15 protein-coding genes are annotated in these 15,403 nt (G+C 64.0%); 6 read left to right on the plus strand and 9 right to left on the minus strand.

All coding sequences use genetic code 11. The features are described from left to right. Positions 1 to 23: 23 nt before the first annotated feature. Entirely contained in the window at positions 24 to 500 is a 477-nt protein-coding gene (locus ABE522_RS01970; protein ID WP_346590199.1) for a hypothetical protein, read from the minus strand. 160 nt (positions 501 to 660) lie between these two features. On the opposite strand from ABE522_RS01970, the gene ABE522_RS01975 reads away from it, so the two are divergent. Next, a complete protein-coding gene (locus ABE522_RS01975) occupies positions 661 to 2,358 on the plus strand; it encodes a serine hydrolase (RefSeq protein ID WP_346590200.1) in 1,698 nt (565 codons plus the stop codon). Positions 2,359 to 2,396: 38 nt separating this feature from the next. Here the strand turns inward: ABE522_RS01975 and ABE522_RS01980 are convergent, their stop codons facing one another. The 3 genes from ABE522_RS01980 to ABE522_RS01990 form a co-directional block, all read right to left on the minus strand. Further along, positions 2,397 to 3,398 carry an NADP-dependent oxidoreductase gene (locus tag ABE522_RS01980; protein ID WP_346590202.1) on the minus strand — a complete coding sequence of 334 codons (1,002 nt, stop codon included), beginning with the start codon at positions 3,396 to 3,398 and terminating at the stop codon, positions 2,397 to 2,399. Between the two features lie 68 nt (positions 3,399 to 3,466). After that, positions 3,467 to 4,252: an SDR family NAD(P)-dependent oxidoreductase gene (locus ABE522_RS01985; RefSeq protein ID WP_346590203.1), complete on the minus strand. Its 786-nt coding sequence runs from the start codon at positions 4,250 to 4,252 to the stop codon at positions 3,467 to 3,469. 60 nt (positions 4,253 to 4,312) lie between these two features. Beyond that, positions 4,313 to 5,410 (minus strand): alkene reductase, encoded by a 1,098-nt coding sequence (locus ABE522_RS01990; protein WP_346590205.1) that lies wholly within the window; start codon positions 5,408 to 5,410, stop codon positions 4,313 to 4,315. 138 nt (positions 5,411 to 5,548) lie between these two features. Between ABE522_RS01990 and ABE522_RS01995 the strand changes: the two genes are divergently transcribed. Continuing rightward, positions 5,549 to 6,130, plus strand: a complete 582-nt coding sequence (locus ABE522_RS01995) for a TetR/AcrR family transcriptional regulator (protein WP_346590206.1) — start codon at positions 5,549 to 5,551, stop codon at positions 6,128 to 6,130. On the opposite strand, the gene ABE522_RS02000 is transcribed toward ABE522_RS01995, so the two are convergent. Beyond that, the gene (locus ABE522_RS02000; protein WP_346590207.1) at positions 6,110 to 7,033 is read right to left on the minus strand and encodes a LysR family transcriptional regulator; all 924 of its coding nucleotides are present in this window, start codon (positions 7,031 to 7,033) and stop codon (positions 6,110 to 6,112) included. The genes ABE522_RS01995 and ABE522_RS02000 overlap by 21 nt on opposite strands. A 119-nt stretch (positions 7,034 to 7,152) precedes the next feature. On the opposite strand from ABE522_RS02000, the gene ABE522_RS02005 reads away from it, so the two are divergent. The 3 genes from ABE522_RS02005 (at position 7,153) to ABE522_RS02015 (ending at position 9,959) form a co-directional block, all read left to right on the plus strand. Continuing rightward, a complete protein-coding gene (locus ABE522_RS02005; RefSeq protein WP_346590209.1) occupies positions 7,153 to 7,899 on the plus strand; it encodes an SDR family NAD(P)-dependent oxidoreductase in 747 nt (248 codons plus the stop codon). A gap of 36 nt (positions 7,900 to 7,935) precedes the next feature. Beyond that, the gene (locus ABE522_RS02010) at positions 7,936 to 9,384 is read left to right on the plus strand and encodes an MFS transporter (RefSeq protein ID WP_346590210.1); all 1,449 of its coding nucleotides are present in this window, start codon (positions 7,936 to 7,938) and stop codon (positions 9,382 to 9,384) included. A gap of 74 nt (positions 9,385 to 9,458) precedes the next feature. Beyond that, a complete protein-coding gene (locus ABE522_RS02015) occupies positions 9,459 to 9,959 on the plus strand; it encodes a hypothetical protein (protein ID WP_346590212.1) in 501 nt (166 codons plus the stop codon). Between the two features lie 132 nt (positions 9,960 to 10,091). On the opposite strand, the gene ABE522_RS02020 is transcribed toward ABE522_RS02015, so the two are convergent. From ABE522_RS02020 to ABE522_RS02030, 3 genes are all read right to left on the minus strand, one after another. After that, a complete protein-coding gene (locus ABE522_RS02020) occupies positions 10,092 to 11,513 on the minus strand; it encodes an MFS transporter (RefSeq protein ID WP_346590214.1) in 1,422 nt (473 codons plus the stop codon). 93 nt (positions 11,514 to 11,606) lie between these two features. Then, positions 11,607 to 12,599 carry an aldo/keto reductase gene (locus ABE522_RS02025; RefSeq protein WP_346590298.1) on the minus strand — a complete coding sequence of 331 codons (993 nt, stop codon included), beginning with the start codon at positions 12,597 to 12,599 and terminating at the stop codon, positions 11,607 to 11,609. A gap of 19 nt (positions 12,600 to 12,618) precedes the next feature. After that, complete coding sequence (locus ABE522_RS02030; protein ID WP_346590215.1) at positions 12,619 to 13,104, minus strand: flavodoxin; 486 nt, start codon at positions 13,102 to 13,104, stop codon at positions 12,619 to 12,621. Positions 13,105 to 13,289: 185 nt separating this feature from the next. On the opposite strand from ABE522_RS02030, the gene ABE522_RS02035 reads away from it, so the two are divergent. Next, positions 13,290 to 14,183 carry a LysR family transcriptional regulator gene (locus ABE522_RS02035; protein WP_346590217.1) on the plus strand — a complete coding sequence of 298 codons (894 nt, stop codon included), beginning with the start codon at positions 13,290 to 13,292 and terminating at the stop codon, positions 14,181 to 14,183. A gap of 31 nt (positions 14,184 to 14,214) precedes the next feature. Here the strand turns inward: ABE522_RS02035 and ABE522_RS02040 are convergent, their stop codons facing one another. Then, entirely contained in the window at positions 14,215 to 15,381 is a 1,167-nt protein-coding gene (locus ABE522_RS02040; RefSeq protein WP_346590218.1) for an aldo/keto reductase, read from the minus strand. Between the last annotated feature and the right edge of the window lie 22 nt (positions 15,382 to 15,403).

Here is a 15,403-nt window from a genome sequence, read left to right on the forward strand (position 1 = left end):
GGGAGTAGGGCGCCGCAAGCGCGCTACTCCTTGGCACCCTGCGAATAGCTGACCGTGCCATCCTTCTCGATGAAGCGGAGCTCAGGATGCCCCTGGTAGGTCGTCAGCATGGCGACCGACCCGTTCTGGTGGATGACGAACAAGGACGCACCGGCCTTTTCATTGGCCACCACCTTGAAGACTTCACCGCCGTCGCCTGCACCATCCAGCGTCAGCACCGCCTCATCGCCGGTGTCGACCGTCAGGTAGCCGCCGCGCTCATTGCCGTCTGGACCATTGAGCAGGATGCCCGCCGCTGGCGCGACGCGTTCTTCGCGTCTTCCAAGGACCATCGGCCCATTCACCGGTGCGCCTATCTCCACGCGGGCCACTCCGGAGGCGTCCCTGACGATCAGGCCACGGGCTTCCAGGATGCGGGATGGGTCATTTGCCTGGCCCGCTTCATGCAGGGCGTAAAGCGAGATCGTCACCGCCGTCAACGAAATGGCGATGTTGAGCAAGAGTCCTTTCATGATGTTCTCCGTGGGTGCAAAACGTTATCGCCGAATGATCGGTGATAAGGGCTACTTCAGGCAAACCGGCCGGTTCCGCAGGTACGGGCATTGACTGCGCTTGCGTCTGGTCCAATAGTCAACTCGGCCGGCAAGCAATGGAGAGCACATGACCGTGGCGACAAGCATGATTCCGTTACAACGCATGGGTCTGGTGACCGCGCTGCTTGTGCTGGCGTCAACCGCCGTTGCCAAGCCGCCTGCCGAAGCCGCGTTTGATGCCTGGCTGCTGGCGTTCAACAGCAACGACAAGGCCAAGCTTCAGGCGTTCAACGCGCATCACTTCGCCGACGCGGATCTCAACCTGGACTACCTGCTCGACAGCCGCGAAGAAACCGGCGGCCTCGATGTGGTGACGGTTGAGCGGAATGAGCCGAGCGTCTTCGTAGCGATGACACGTGAACGCAGTTTCCCGGCGTACCGGCGGATCACGATCACGGCTGGCAAGGCCGGCGACACGAAACTCGCTGAGATCAAGCAGGAACCGCAGCCGTTGCCGAAGGATGAGGCGCTGAAGGCGCTGGATTCATTCGCCACGCAGCTTGCGAGGGCCGACCGTTTCTCTGGCGCGCTCGTCATCGAACGCAATGGCAAGCGTCTGTACGGCAAGGCATTCGGACTGGCAGATCGCGAGAACCAGGTGCCGGTGCATCTGGACACCCCCTTCTTGTTCGCCTCCCAAGGCAAGATGTTCACCGCGGTTGCGGTGTTGCAGATGATCGACGCCGGCACGCTGCAGTTCGACGATCCCGTCGGGAAGTACCTGCCGGACTATCCGAACAAGGAGATGGCGAAGGTCACCATCCGGCAACTGCTCACCCATCAGGGTGGCACCGGCGATACCGGCGTACTCCAGCCGGAGGAGGGCGTCAATCGCGCCTGGGCCCGCACCATCGACGACCTCATAAAGCTCAACGGTGATCGCGGCCCGTCGTTTGCACCCGGATCAGCCTTCGATTACTCGAACTACGGCTTCCTGCTCCTCGGCGCGCTGGTGGAAAAGGTAAGCGGACAGAGCTACTACGCCTATCTGGATGAGCACATCTTCCATCCCGCCGGCATGGCGGCGACCCACTATCCAGACAGGGAACACATGTCGGGAATCGCACGCGGCTACACCCGGGACGACGACGGGAAGCTGGTGCCCAGTGCCAGCCAGCTACCGTGGCGAGGATCGCCAGCCGGGGGCGGAGTTTCGACCGTCGAAGATCAGTTGCGATTCGTCGGCGCGCTCAAGGCAGGCACCTTGATCCCGTTGCCGCTGTTGCAGGAGGCGATCAAGCAGCAGACCGATTGGTATGGCTACGGCTTCATCTCTTCCGGCCCGGAAGAGTTCCCGCATTGGGGACACGGCGGGGGCGCGGCTGGGACCAGCGCGGCGCTTTCGGTCTATCCCACCAATGACATGACCATGGCCTGCCTGAGCAACCGCGATCCCCCCATCTGCGATCGACTGCTCATCAACCTGCATTGGCATCTGTCTCCGCCAGCGCCTGCGCCATCTCCGTGCGGCGCAACAGACGCTCGGATTCTGGCAACCGAAGCCCTCATCGTTCACCGGGAGCCATTCGTGATTCCACGCGGGCCGATGGGCGAAGAGCCTGTGGCTGGATCCTGTACCCGAACTCGCTTCAAGATCGATCGGTCCGGGGTTCCGGTGGACCTGGCCATCGACGAGAGTTCGGGAGATAGAGTGCTTGACGTTGCAGCAAGTGAAACGCTGCGTCGCTATCGATTCAAGGTTATGCGTGGCCGGGACGATTCAGTTCATTACCTTGTATTCCATTCTGCGGGTCGGACCTTCTAAACCGTTGCCATGTCCTTGCCTACCGAAGGCATTGCGCGCTACAGCACCTCCACCACCACCTTGCCCTTGGCCCGCCCGCTCTCCACGTGGGCCAGCGCGCTGCGGGTTTCCTGCAAGGGAAAGACCCGTTCGATGACCGGGCGGATGGCACCGGACTCCACCAGTGAAGCGATCTCGCCCAGCTGACGCCCGTCGGCCCGCATGAACAGGAACGTGTACGTCACGCCCTTCTGCCTGGCTTTGCTGCGGATGCCACGGCTGAGCAGGCGCAGCACCTGCTTCAGCGGCCAGGCAAGCCCGCGCGCCGCAGCAAATGCCGGCGTGGGCGGCCCGGAGATGGAGATGAGATGCCCGCCCGGCTTGAGGATCTGCAGCGAGCGGTCCAGTTCATCCTTGCCCAGGCTGTTGAGCACCACATCGTAGTCTCGCAGTTCCGTGACGACGTCCTGCCGCCTGTAATCGATCACGACATCCGCGCCAAGTTCCTTCACCCAGCCCACGTTGGCGGTACTGGTGCTGGTGGCAACGAAGGCGCCCAGATGCTTGGCCAGCTGGATCGCGACGGTACCGACACCGCCGGAGCCGGCCTGGATGAAGACCTTCTGACCGGGTTTGAGCTGCGCGGTTTCGACCAGCGCCTGCCACGCGGTCAGCGCGACCAATGGCAGCGAGGCGGCCTCCACCATGGTGAGGTTGCTGGGCTTGAGGGCAACAGAGGCTGCGTTGACCGCGATGAACTCGGCGAAGGTGCCGATGCGATCATCATCGGGACGCGCATACACCTCGTCGCCCGGTTTGAAGTCCTGCACTGCGGCACCGACCCTGACCACCGTGCCGGCCATATCGTTGCCGAGTATCAGCGGCAGGCGATAGGGCAGGATCAGCTTGAACTCCCCGGTGCGGATCTTGGTGTCCAGCGCATTGACGCTGGCCGCGTGCACGCGGATGAGAACATCGTCATCCCGCAGCGACGGCTGTGGGGCGTCGCCGATGCGGCCGGTCTCCTTCTTGCCATAACGCTCGATCAGGAAGGCTTTCATGGGCGGTGTGCCTCTGGTTGGGGAGTGCTGTCGGGTTGCGGGGCAGGGGGGGCGGTGCGGTCAGGGCTTCACCGGGCGGGGCGATAACGTTCCGCCGCCTGCGCCTGCCGGATGTCCGAGAGCAGTCCCTGGCGGGAGGCGTCCAGGGTGTCCCAGCGTTCGGCAACATGCAGCGGCGGAATGGTGACGGTCTCGCGACGATCGAAGCCGACCAGGGCGGCATCGACCAGCTCGCCGACATCCATCACGTCCGTCAGCGTGTTGATGTCGATGCCGGCGCGCTCCCAGATTTCGGTACGCGTGGCCGCCGGCAACACAGCCTGCACATACACGCCCTTGGGCGTCAGCTCCAGGCTCAGTCCCTGCGACAGGAACAGCACGAAGGCTTTGGACGCACCGTAGACGGACATGCCGAACTCCGGCGCCAGCCCAACCACCGAGCCGATGTTGATGATCGCGCCTTCGCCGGCGTTGGCCAGGCGCGGGGCAACCGCAGCGGCCAGGCGGGTCAGGGCGATGGTGTTCAACGTGAGCAGCTGTTCGATGCTGTCGGCCGATTGCTCGGTGAAGCCGCCGGATTGGGCGATGCCCGCGTTGTTGACCAGGATGCCGATGCGGGCATCGTCGCGCAGGCGGCTTTCAACGGTGGCCAGGTCGCTGCGCTGGGTGAGGTCGGCCGGCAGTACGTCGATGGCAACGCCGGTGGCGTGGCGCAGGCGCTCGGCCAGTGCATCCAGCCGCCCCTTGTCGCGCGCGACGAGGACCAGATCGTGGCCGCGGCGGGCAAAACGTTCGGCGTAAACGGTGCCGATGCCGCTGGAGGCGCCGGTGATGAGGACAGTGGGCAGGCTCATGGTGTGTCTCTTGAAAGGGAATGTGGCAGCGGGGACGCCGTGATGGCGAGGGAGACGGGGTTACTGCGCGGGCGTGTCGGCGAGGGTGGGATAGTCCGTGTAGCCTTGCGCGCCGCCGCCATACAACGTGGCCGGGTCCAGGGCGTTCAAGGGCGCGCCGGTCTTCAGGCGTTCGACCAGATCCGGATTGCTGATGAAGGCACGGCCAAAGGCGAACAGGTCGGCCTTGCCAGCGGCGAGATGCGTGTTGGCCAGCTCCAGGTCGTAGCCGTTGTTGGCCAGGTAGGTGCCGCTGAAACGGCGGCGCAGGCCGTCGAAGTCGAACGCGGCGACATCGCGGGGGCCGCCGGTCGCGCCTTCGACCACATGCAGGTAGACGATGCCCAGCGCGCTGAGCTGGTCGACGATGTAGTCGTACTGCGGCTGCGGGTCGCTGAGGGTTGCGATGGCGTTGGCCGGGGAGACCGGTGAGATCCGCACGCCGGTGCGATCGGCGCCGATCTCCTCCGCGATGGCGGTGGTGACTTCGAGCAGCAGGCGCGCACGGTTCTCGATCGAACCGCCGTAGGCATCGGTGCGCTGGTTGGCGCCGTCCTTGATGAACTGTTCAAGCAGATAGCCGTTGGCACCGTGGATTTCCACACCGTCGAACCCGGCCGCAATCGCATTGGCAGCGGCGCGGCGGAAGTCGTCGACGACGGCCGGCAGCTCGTCGATCTCCAATGCACGGGGCTCGGACACATCGACAAAATCGTTGTGAACGAAGGTCTTGGTCTGCGCCCGGATGGCCGAGGCGGATACAGGCGCGGCGTTGCCCGGCTGCAGATCCACGTGCGAGATGCGGCCCACGTGCCATAGCTGCACGAAGATGCGTCCGCCGCGTTCGTGCACGGCATCAGTGACCTTGCGCCAGCCTTCTATCTGGTCCTGCGTGTAAAGCCCGGGTGTGTCCTGGTAGCCCTGGGCCTGCGCCGAGATCTGCGTGGCCTCGGTGATGATCAGGCCGGCCGAGGCGCGCTGGGCGTAGTAGGAAGCAGCCAGCGGACTGGGCACCAGGCCGGCCCCGGCGCGGTTGCGCGTCAGCGGTGCCATCACGATGCGGTTGGCCAGGCTGACACGGCCAAGGGAGTAGGGCTGGAAGAGCGTCGTCGCTGTCATGGCGCGGAGGACTCGGGTGTGGGGAATGGCGCAATGATGATGGTCGTAATCTTGGATGTCAATGGTTGGATGATGGTAATAATCTATCCGTGGTACACTGCGCTTCCAGCAGGGCAGAGCACCAAGAGGCAAGCCGTCATGAAGGTCACCAAGGCACAAGCGCACGCCAACCGGGCACATATCGTCGAAACCGCATCCACGCTTTTCCGGGAACGGGGCTTCGACGGCGTAGGCGTGGCGGACCTGATGGCCGCTGCGGGCTTTACCCACGGCGGCTTCTACAAACACTTCGGGTCCAAAGCGGACTTGATGGCCGAGGCGGCGAGCTGCGGCTTGGCGAAATCTGCCGATGCCGCGGCCGACATGGACCTGGCGAGCTTCATGAGCTACTACCTGTCCAGGCAGCACCGTGATGCGCCAGGCCAGGGCTGCACCATGTCAGCGCTGGCCACCGACGCGTCGCGTCAGCCGGACCTGGTCAAGGCGGCCTTCGCAGCAGGCATCGAGGCGCAGCTGGCCGTATCCCGTTACCCGGCAGGTCAGGCCGACAGTCCCACACCCGAACAGTCACGTACGCGGCGTATCGCGTTGATGGCCCAGGCCGTCGGCGCGATGGTGTTGTCCCGGTCCTGCCCGGACGACTCACCGCTGGCGAACGAGATCCTGGATGTGTGCCGGGCGGATGTGCTGGCGCGGCTGTCAGGTTTGCCCAACGTCTGACGCGTGCCCGGCCCTCGCGCTTAGTTTTCTCTGGCCATCGGGAGGATTTGCGGGTTCACGTAGCGTTCGTTCAGTGATCTCCAGCAGTGCGCGCAGCCGATCCATGTGGCGAAGGTCCTGGTGGTAACCAACCCAGATGTCCCTACCGGGGGGCTGCCCGAGCAGATCGATGCGGCGAAGACCTTCCATGCCTTCCGCCAATGGTCTTGGCAACACAGCAACGCCGTGGCCTTGAAGGCAAATCTGAGCCTGAACGCTACGGCTGGTGCTGGTCAGCGAGCGCTTGGAGTGTGGGAACCGGTCCAGCAGCCACGTGACATCAGGGAAGTGGGCCTGGGCTGAATTCATGAGAATCAAACGCACCGACTGCGGGTCATCGATCACCGCCTGCACCGCTGCTGCCGATCCGTACAGGCCGTACGGCATGGTCATCAGTCGGCGTTGGACAATGTCTGGCTCACTGAATGGCACGATGCGAAAGGCAACGTCGGCCTCGCGACGGGAGAGATCAAGAAGGCGGTAGCTCGCGATTACCTCGGGCACGACGGCAGGGTGGAGCCGCCCGAGTTCCATGAAAACGGGCGCCAGGACGTAGGCGGCGAACCAATCGGCCGCGGCTATCCGCAGGATGCCTTCCAGGCGCCCATGGTTGCCAGCCAGGCGCCGCTCCATGGACAGCGCCGATTCCTCCATGGATTCCGCAAGTGAGAGCACCGCGTCTCCGGTATCGGTGAGCACCAGGCCGTCTTTCGTTCTACGAAAGAGCGGCTGCTCGGCCTCGTCCTCGAGCGCCTTTATCCGACGGCCCACCGTCGGATGGCTCACGCCCAAGGTTCGAGCTGCCTCGCCCAGCGATCTTCCGCGGACGACCGCAAGAAATATGCGGATATCACTCCAGTCCACGCTGCAGCCACCCGTTCAAGAATGTACGCGGAATATGCAGGAATGGCAGTCCCCAAACAACCCTGTCAGGGGCAACATGCCGCCCTGCATTGAAGTTGCTGCCATCGGGGTTGGACGACATGAGTAAGCTGAACGGTAAAGTGGCGCTGGTAACGGGCGGATCCAAAGGAATCGGCGCGGGCATAGCGCGCCGCTTGGCAGCCGAAGGCGCCGAGGTGGTTGTGAACTATGCGACGAGCGAAAGCGAGGCAAAGGACGTGGTCGCCGGAATTGAAGGGGAGGGTGGACGCGCGATTGCGGTGCGTGCCGACGTCCGCAACAAGCCGGAAGTGGATAGCCTGATCAAGTCGGCCATCGATCATTTCGGTCGGCTGGACATCGTGGTCAACAACGCTGGCATCTACCAGTTCGCAAAGATCGAGGCCACCACCGAGGCACTGTATCGCCAGCAGTTTGATCTGAACGTGCTTGGCCCGCTTCTGGTCACCGGCGCCGCCGCCCCATTCCTCGCCGAAGGCAGCAGCATCATCAATATCAGTTCCTTCGTGACGCGGATATTGCCGGCCGAGAGCTCGATCTACAGCGGTACCAAGGGAGCCATCGACGCCATCACAGGCGTGCTGTCGCGCGAGCTGGGGCCACGTGGAATCCGCGTCAACTCAGTAAACCCAGGGCTGATCGAGACGGACGGTACGCACGCCAATGGCGTGATGGGGTCTGACTTTCAGGTGTGGAACGAGCAGCAGACACCACTGGGACGGATTGGGCAGGTAACAGAGATCGCCTCGATCGTCTCGTTTCTCGCGTCTTCTGATGCGGCCTGGGTGACCGGCGAACGCATCATTGGCGCCGGCGGCATGCGCTGACCCGAAGACCGAGCGAAACTTACCAGGACCAGCTCCATGCCCATTGATTCCAATCCGGGTGCGACCGACGCGCGCCGCTGGCCTGCCTTGGCCGTTCTCCTGACCGGCACGCTTCTGCCGCCATTGGACTTTTTCATTGTCAACGTAACATTGCCCTCGATCAGGACGGATCTGCATGCGTCAGCGGATGTGGCGCAGCTCGTAGTATCTGTTTACGCGATGGCGTACGCCGTCACCCTTATCCTTGGCGGTCGCCTCGGTGACATCCATGGGCGTCGTCGCGCATTTGTTGCAGGCATGCTCGGATTCGGGCTGGCATCGACGATCTGTGGGCTCGCAGGCTCGGCCGGTGTGCTGGTCTTGGGCAGGCTGCTGCAAGGCATCTCTGCGGCCGTGATGGCACCGCAGGCACTGGCGTCCATTCATGCGATGTTTCCGGCAAGCGAGAAGAGTCGTGCGCTCAGTCTGTACGGGGCAACATTCGGGCTGGCCGCTGTCGGCGGCCAGCTTCTTGGAGGTGTGCTGGTCTCGGCAGACCTCTGGGGCATGGCGTGGCGCAGCGTCTTCCTCATCAACATTCCCGTCATTGTTCTTGCCGTGCCTGCCGCATTGAGGTTGGTGCGCGAGACCAAGGAAGAACATGCAGGGGGAATGGATTTTCCAGGGGCGGTGTTGCTGGCACTCGGCGTTCTCGCGCTCGTGGTGCCCCTCATTGAAGGACGCGAGCATGGATGGCCCTGGTGGAGTCTGGGATTGCTGGGCCTGAGTCCATCACTCCTCGTCATCTTCTGGCGCTACGAAAAGCATCGGGAACGCTGGGGTGGGACGCCCCTGGTGCCGCCCTCGGTCGTGTCGGCAGCCAATGGGCTGTATCTCGGCCTGGCGGCCGCGGTCCTTTTCTACGCCTTGGCGGCGTTCTTCCTGACCTTCGCGGTGTATCAGCAAGCGGGTCTACACCGCGATGCCTTGGCTGCGGGGCTCGCGATCCTTCCGGTCGGGGTGGGACAGCTGCTGGGGCCGCCGTTGGGCCTGCGGCTCTCGCGATGGTTGGGGTCGAACGCGGCTGCGTTCGGTATGGGGCTGGAGGTGGCGGGCCTGGTATTGACAGCCGGCGCGGTCGTGATCGGCAAGCCGTCTGTTTTTCCTTTGCCCCTGGTGCTTATCGGTGTCGGCCAGGGTATTGCCGTACCCGCGCTGGTGCGGCTGAACATCGATCTGGTGGAGCCCCGCTGGGCGGGCCTCGCGGCCGGCATGGTCAGCGCGGCAATGCAACTTGGCGCCGCACTGTCAGTCGCTTTGGTCGGCGGGGCCTTCTTCACACTGGCGCCCGATGGAGCGGCTGCCGATCGCGTGGAATCAAGCTTTGCGGTCGCATGCCTCCTGATCAGCATCGCTATGACGGCGGCTGCAGTTCTCAGCAGGAGGCTGGCTGGCAGCAAGCTGGACCTGAAGAACGTCGACGCCAGCAAGGCGGCGGCCAAGTGACCCGAGTCCCTCCGGACTGTTTCTCTGCCTCTCCGGCATTAGTCAGATATCGCTTGATCAGAATGGAATGAACGATGAACATCTCTCCAATCGGATGGCTCCACACGCTGGGCAGTCTTCCCGCGATTCCGCTTGCGGTCTACATGCTTGTCAAGCACGGACGAATCGTCCCTGGGACCTCACCTGGGCGTGCCTATTTCTGGTTCATGCTGCTGGGCGTACTTACGGTGTATCCGATCGCGCATCAATCGGTAAGCACCATCATCGCGAGCGTCACCCTCATCCTGCTTCTGTTCGGATATGGCATCGCGCTGGGGCGACCGGCGAAGCGTTTGTGGACATACCTCCAATGTGTCGCGCTCACCATTACGGTGTTTCTCCTGATGGTGCCAACAGTAAGCGAGACGATGCGAAGGCTTCCTGCCGAAGCCCCGCTGGCAACCGGCTTGAAGGATCCGCTCCTGCTGGGCGTCCAAGGCACGCTCCTGCTGGCGCTGATTGTCGGCATCCCATTTCAGCTACGAGCGCTGGTCAAGCGGGGAGGGCGTCACCGAAGAGAAACGCTTCGATGTTGATCGGAGAGGTCAGGCGCCCGCATCAAAAGATGCTATGGCGACGGCGATGCTGGCGTGGGCTGGCGATCAGGGATCGTTATCGAAGGTACTGGCTGCCGGCACGCGTGCTTCATGGTGCACTGGCAGCTTCGCTTACTCCACGCCAGGCTCGGCCCCACCGGTCGGTCGTAAGTTGGAAGCGAACAGCATCATCGCCACCGCAGCAGCCAGCCCGAGCAGCACCGTTCCACCCTGTAGGGCGGCCGAGACCCCGCGAGCGGCAGCGGCCGCACCCGAGCCGCCGGCTTGTGCGGCCGTTGCCAGCGCTGCCATTGCCCCCAGTCCTGCCGAGCTGCCCAGCTGATGGGCAACGTTGACCACGCCCGAGGCGGCACCCGCGTCCTGCCGCGTTGTTCCCACAACGCCAGCGGCGGTGAGGGGCCCGAAGCACAGGCCTTGACCGGCGCCGATCAATACCATCGGAAGTGCGACATCCAGCAGATAGGTTGCGCTGGCATCTACCTGCGACAGCCAGGCCATGCCGGCCACGATCAGCATCAGGCCCGTCAACGTCTGCGCAGCAGGGCCGGCTTTGGGCAGGAGCTTGGAGCCGTAGAGCGCAGAAGCGAAATTGACCAGTGTCATTGGTAGAAAGCCCAAGCCCGCTTCAAGCGCTGAAAATCCCAGAACCGACTGCATGAACTGCGTTGAATAGAAAAAGAAGGTCACCATGCCGCCGAGGAGCAGAAACCTCGCGAGATAGGCGGCCGAGCGGGCCTGGTGGCGGAACAGGTGCAGTGGCATGATCGGCTGTGGCGCACGAGATTCGTGGGTTATGAACAGCACGATCAAGGCAAGCCCGATGACGACGGCAATACGGGAAGGAACGTCCTGCCAGCCGACGTCGCCGAGGTTGACGATGCCCCAGATCAAAGCGCCGAAGCCGGCCGTGGACAGTGCCGCACCGAGCAGGTCGAAGTCGCCTGCATGTCGTTCGGATTCTTCGATGTAACGCGCGCCGGCGAATGCAAGCGCGATTCCTACCGGTACATTGATGAAGAAGCCGACGCGCCAGCTCCAGAGGTCCGCGAGCAACCCCCCCATCACCAACCCGATGCTGGCGCCGATACCGGCCACTGCACCGTACAGCGACGTTGCCCTGCGCCGTTGCGGTCCCTCAGGGAAGTGGATGGCCAGCAGCGCAAGCGAGGAGGGCGCAAGGATGGCCGCCCCGACCCCTTGTACGGCTCGCGCCGCCACCATCCAGTTGGCGCTGGGCGCGAGGCCTACCGCGAGCGATGCGATCGTAAAGACAGCCAGCCCGGTTTGAAACATGCGTCGGCGTCCGAGGATGTCTCCCGCCCGGGCCCCCAGCAACAGGAAGCCGCCGAAGAACAGCGTATATACGCTTTGCACCCAGGCCAACTGTGCCTGCGAGAACTGCAATTCCTCCTGGATACGCGGCAATCCGGTGATCACGATCGACACGTCCAGGATAATAAGTAGATAGCTGGTCAGGATGATGCCCAGTACCGCAGTCTGGTGGGCGAGTAAGGAAGTGGGGGAGGTGTTCATGGATTCCTGCACGGCAAAGCGCACGCTGATGGAGACGACACCCCGATAACGGGGCGCCGTTTCATCGCGCGGGGGAGGGAACTGCTGGACCGGCTAGCGGCCGGTCATCTTCATCGCGGCTTCGGGCAGTCGCTCGCCGCTGATGCGGATGTTGGCGAGCTGGTCAGCTATCCGCTGCAGGTCCGCCTGGTCCAGCGTCAGGTCCAGCGCGCCCAGGTTCTCGTCCAAGCGATGCAGTTTCGTGGTGCCGGGAATCGGCGCGATCCAGGGTTTCTGTGCGAGCAGCCACGCAAGGGCGACCTGGGCCGGCGTCGCGCCCTTGTCCGCCGCCAGCGCCTTGACCACCTCCACCAGCACCATGTTGTCTCGCCGGGCTTCGGCAGAAAAACGTGGAACCGCATTACGGAAATCACCGGGGTCGAACTGCGTCTCCTCGTTGATCTTCCCGGTCAAGAACCCAGCACCCAAGGGGCTGAACGGTACGAATCCGATGCCAAGTTCCTCAAGCGTGGGCAGCAACGACAGCAGTGGCTCCCGCCAGAACAGCGAGAATTCGCTCTGCATCGCGGTCAACGGCTGTACCGCATGGGCGCGGCGGATGGTCTGCACACCTGCCTCGGACAGCCCGAAGTGCTTGACCTTGCCGGCCTGGATGAGGTCCTTGACGGCGCCGGCGACGTCCTCGATCGGCACCGCCGGATCGACCCGATGCTGGTAGAAAAGATCGATGCGGTCAGTGCGCAGCCGCTTCAGGCTCGCCTCGGCGACCGCCTTGATCTGCTCGGGCCGACTGTTGGTACCGCCGCTGCGGGCCCGCGTAACCGGATCCAGATCGAAACCGAATTTGGTGGCGATGACCACCTGGTCGCGCACCGGCTGCAGCGCCTCGCCGACCAGTTCTTCGTTGACGTAGGGCCCATACACTTCGGCTGTATCGAAGTGTGTGACGCCGCGTTCCACGGCACTGCGGATCAGCGCGATCATCTCGTGCTTGTCTGCGGCGGGGCCATAATTCGCGCTCATGCCCATACAGCCGAGGCCGAGGGCCGATACCTGCAGGCCCTGGCCGAGTGTGCGGATTTTCATGGTTCGCTCCAAGTAGTGTTCATGCTGATTTCTGCAACCAGCGGTTGACGGTTTCCATGGTCCTGCGCTCCTGGTCGGCCTCCATCGTGAAGGGGTCCTGGATGCGGGCGCCGGGTGCATGCTCGGCCAGCACGCGCAGGCTGCTGCCGACGCCGAAGCCGCCATGGGTGATGAACGGTATGAGCGTCTTTCCACGCAGGTCGTGCCGCGACAAAAGCGAACGGATGATCGGCGGCGCGGTCTCGCCCCAGATGGGGAAGCCGAGGTACACCGTGTCGTAGTCGGTGATGCCGGGAATCAGGGCGTGCAGGGCGGGCTCTGCGCCCTCGTCGCGTTCGCGGCGGGCCTGTGCGACCGTCTCCAGGTAATCATCCGGGTAAGCAGCGGCAGGCTGGATCTCGAACAGGTCACTGGGCTGGCTGCGATGGATCAGGCCCGCGATGACGCGGGTGTTGCCCGATCGCGAGAAATATGCAACCAGCGTGCGCGCGCCGCTGCGGGGCACGGGGGCTTCAGCGGCGGGGGAGTCGGACGTCGCGGCTGTGCAGCCCAAGGGAAGTGCTGCCATGGCGGCGATGACCGTTCTACGGCCGGCATTGTGCGATGAAGTCGTCATGCAGCCAATCTACGCTCGCCGGACTTCGACTTGTAGTGGCATAATCGGATATCGCTTATATCGGGGCTGCATCAATGGGTGTCGAGAACTACGACCAGTTGGCGATGTTCGCGCTGGTGGCGCGCGAGCGTAGCTTCACCCGTGCAGCCGCGCAGTTGGGCATGTCCCAGCCGGCATTGAGCCGCTCCATGCGCCAACTGGAAGAGCGTCTGGGAGTGCGGCTGCTGTCGCGCACCACGCGCAGTGTTTCCCCCACCGAAGCGGGTGAGCAGCTGCTGCGGGTCATTGCGCCTCGATTTGAAGAGATCGACACTGAGCTGGCCCAGCTCAACGCGTTCCGTGACAAGCCGGCGGGACGCCTGCGCATCACCGCTGGCGAACACGCGGCGATCTCCATCATGCAGCCCGTGCTCGGCCGCCTGTTACCCCAACACCCCGATCTCAACATCGAGGTGATCGTCGATTACGGGCTGACCGACATCGTCGCCGAAGGGTATGACGCCGGCATCCGCCTGGGCGAGCAGGTGGCCAAGGACATGATCGCGATGCGTGTCGGCCCGGAGCTGCGGATGGCGGTGGTGGGCTCGCCTGATTACTTCCGGCGGTATGTCAGGCCGAAGTCGCCGCACGAGCTTACCCAGCACAACTGCATCACGATCCGGCTGCCGACGCATGGGGGAATTTTCGCGTGGGAGTTCGAGAAGAAAGGGCAGGAACTCAAGGTCAGGGTCGAGGGGCAGCTGGTATTCAACAACATCGCCATGCGCCTGTCGGCAGCGCTGGAAGGCCTCGGGTTGGCCTACATGCCCGAGGACCTGGTGCATGCCCACATCGCGTCCGGCGCACTGGTGCGGGTGCTGGCGGACTGGTGCCCTCCGTTCCCGGGTTACCACCTGTACTACCCCAGTCGCCGGCAGTCGTCGCCGGCGTTCACCCTGCTGCGCGATGCCCTGCGGTTCGAAGACTGAGGGGATCGCATGCGGTCGGTTGGCAGCGGTATTACCGGGTTGGCGCCTCGACATCGCTGAAGACCTGCACCGCAGGCGGCAGGCGCTCGCCTTGCACGGTCACCGCTGAAACCGCCGCGTCCAGCGCCTGCAGTTCGCCGCTGCTGAACACCACGTCTGCCGCGCCGATGTTGTCCAACATGTGGGCCATCTGGGTGGTGCCCGGTATCGGCACGATCCACGGCCTGCGCGCCAACAGCCACGCCAATGCGATGCGTGCTGGCGTGGAGTCCTTGCGGTCGGCCCAGGCCTGCAGGACGCGTACCAGGGCGAGGTTGTGGGTGATTTTTTCCGGGGTGAACCGCGTTTCATTGCCGCGGATGTCACCCTGCGCGAAGCGGGTTTTCTCATCAATGGCGCCGGTCAGGAAGCCCACGCCCAACGGACTCCACGGCACGAAGCCGATGCCCAGGTCCTCGCAGATGCCCAGCACCTGGTGCTCCGGTCCGCGCCAGAGCAGCGAGTACTCGCTCTGCACGGCCGTCACCGGCAGCGCGGCATGCGCCCGGCGCAGCGTCTGCGGCCCCATCTCGCAGAGCCCCCAGTGAAGCACTTTGCCTGCGTCCATCAGGTCCTTGATCGCGCCGGCCACATCCTCGATCGGCACCTGGGGATCAACGCGGTGCTGGTACAACAGATCGATACGGTCAGTGCGCAGGCGGGTCAACATGCCGTCCACCGCCTGTTTGATGTGGTCGGGCCGGCTGATCAGGCCCGGCCCTCGCGCACCGGTCTGCAGGTCGATGTTCCAGCCGAATTTCGTGGCGATCACGATCTCGTCGCGGAACGGCGCGACGCCCTCGCCAAGGATCCGCTCGACCTCGTGCGGACCGTAAGCTTCCGCCGCGTCATAGAAGGTCAGGCCGCGATCAAACGCGGTGCGGATGATGTTGTGCATCTCGCTGCGCGACGGCACGGTGGTCTGGTAGGTGCGGCTCATGTTCTGCACGCCAAGCCCCACGGCAGAGACCTCCAGCGCACCCAGTTTCCTGCGCCGGGTGAGTGCAGTAGACGCCGCTGCGGTGCCTCCAACGCGTGCAGCGCGCTGCGCTGCGGCGGCGTGTCCCGCCACCAGTGAGGCGGCCATCGGGGCCGCGGCCAGTGTTGCTGCACCGATCAGCAGCCTGCGACGGTTTGAATCGGTTGGTTGGGTGCTCATCGTGGACTCCAGGTCAGGTTGG

It is taken from the genome of Stenotrophomonas lacuserhaii, from assembly GCF_039674585.1.
Taxonomy (GTDB): Bacteria; Pseudomonadota; Gammaproteobacteria; order Xanthomonadales; family Xanthomonadaceae; genus Stenotrophomonas; species Stenotrophomonas pennii_A.

Excerpts from the sequence above, each read along its gene's own strand:
- ABE522_RS01975 (WP_346590200.1), top strand. The coding sequence starts at position 661 with ATGACCGTGGCGACAAGCATGATTCCGTTACAACGCATGGGTCTGGTG.
- ABE522_RS01995 (WP_346590206.1), top strand. The coding sequence starts at position 5,549 with ATGAAGGTCACCAAGGCACAAGCGCACGCCAACCGGGCACATATCGTC.
- ABE522_RS02015 (WP_346590212.1), top strand. The coding sequence starts at position 9,459 with ATGAACATCTCTCCAATCGGATGGCTCCACACGCTGGGCAGTCTTCCC.
- ABE522_RS01985 (WP_346590203.1), bottom strand. The coding sequence starts at position 4,252 with ATGAGCCTGCCCACTGTCCTCATCACCGGCGCCTCCAGCGGCATCGGC.
- ABE522_RS02005 (WP_346590209.1), top strand. The coding sequence starts at position 7,153 with ATGAGTAAGCTGAACGGTAAAGTGGCGCTGGTAACGGGCGGATCCAAA.
- ABE522_RS02020 (WP_346590214.1), bottom strand. The coding sequence starts at position 11,513 with ATGAACACCTCCCCCACTTCCTTACTCGCCCACCAGACTGCGGTACTG.
- ABE522_RS01980 (WP_346590202.1), bottom strand. The coding sequence starts at position 3,398 with ATGAAAGCCTTCCTGATCGAGCGTTATGGCAAGAAGGAGACCGGCCGC.
- ABE522_RS02035 (WP_346590217.1), top strand. The coding sequence starts at position 13,290 with ATGGGTGTCGAGAACTACGACCAGTTGGCGATGTTCGCGCTGGTGGCG.
- ABE522_RS01990 (WP_346590205.1), bottom strand. The coding sequence starts at position 5,410 with ATGACAGCGACGACGCTCTTCCAGCCCTACTCCCTTGGCCGTGTCAGC.
- ABE522_RS02040 (WP_346590218.1), bottom strand. The coding sequence starts at position 15,381 with ATGAGCACCCAACCAACCGATTCAAACCGTCGCAGGCTGCTGATCGGT.
- ABE522_RS02010 (WP_346590210.1), top strand. The coding sequence starts at position 7,936 with ATGCCCATTGATTCCAATCCGGGTGCGACCGACGCGCGCCGCTGGCCT.
- ABE522_RS02025 (WP_346590298.1), bottom strand. The coding sequence starts at position 12,599 with ATGAAAATCCGCACACTCGGCCAGGGCCTGCAGGTATCGGCCCTCGGC.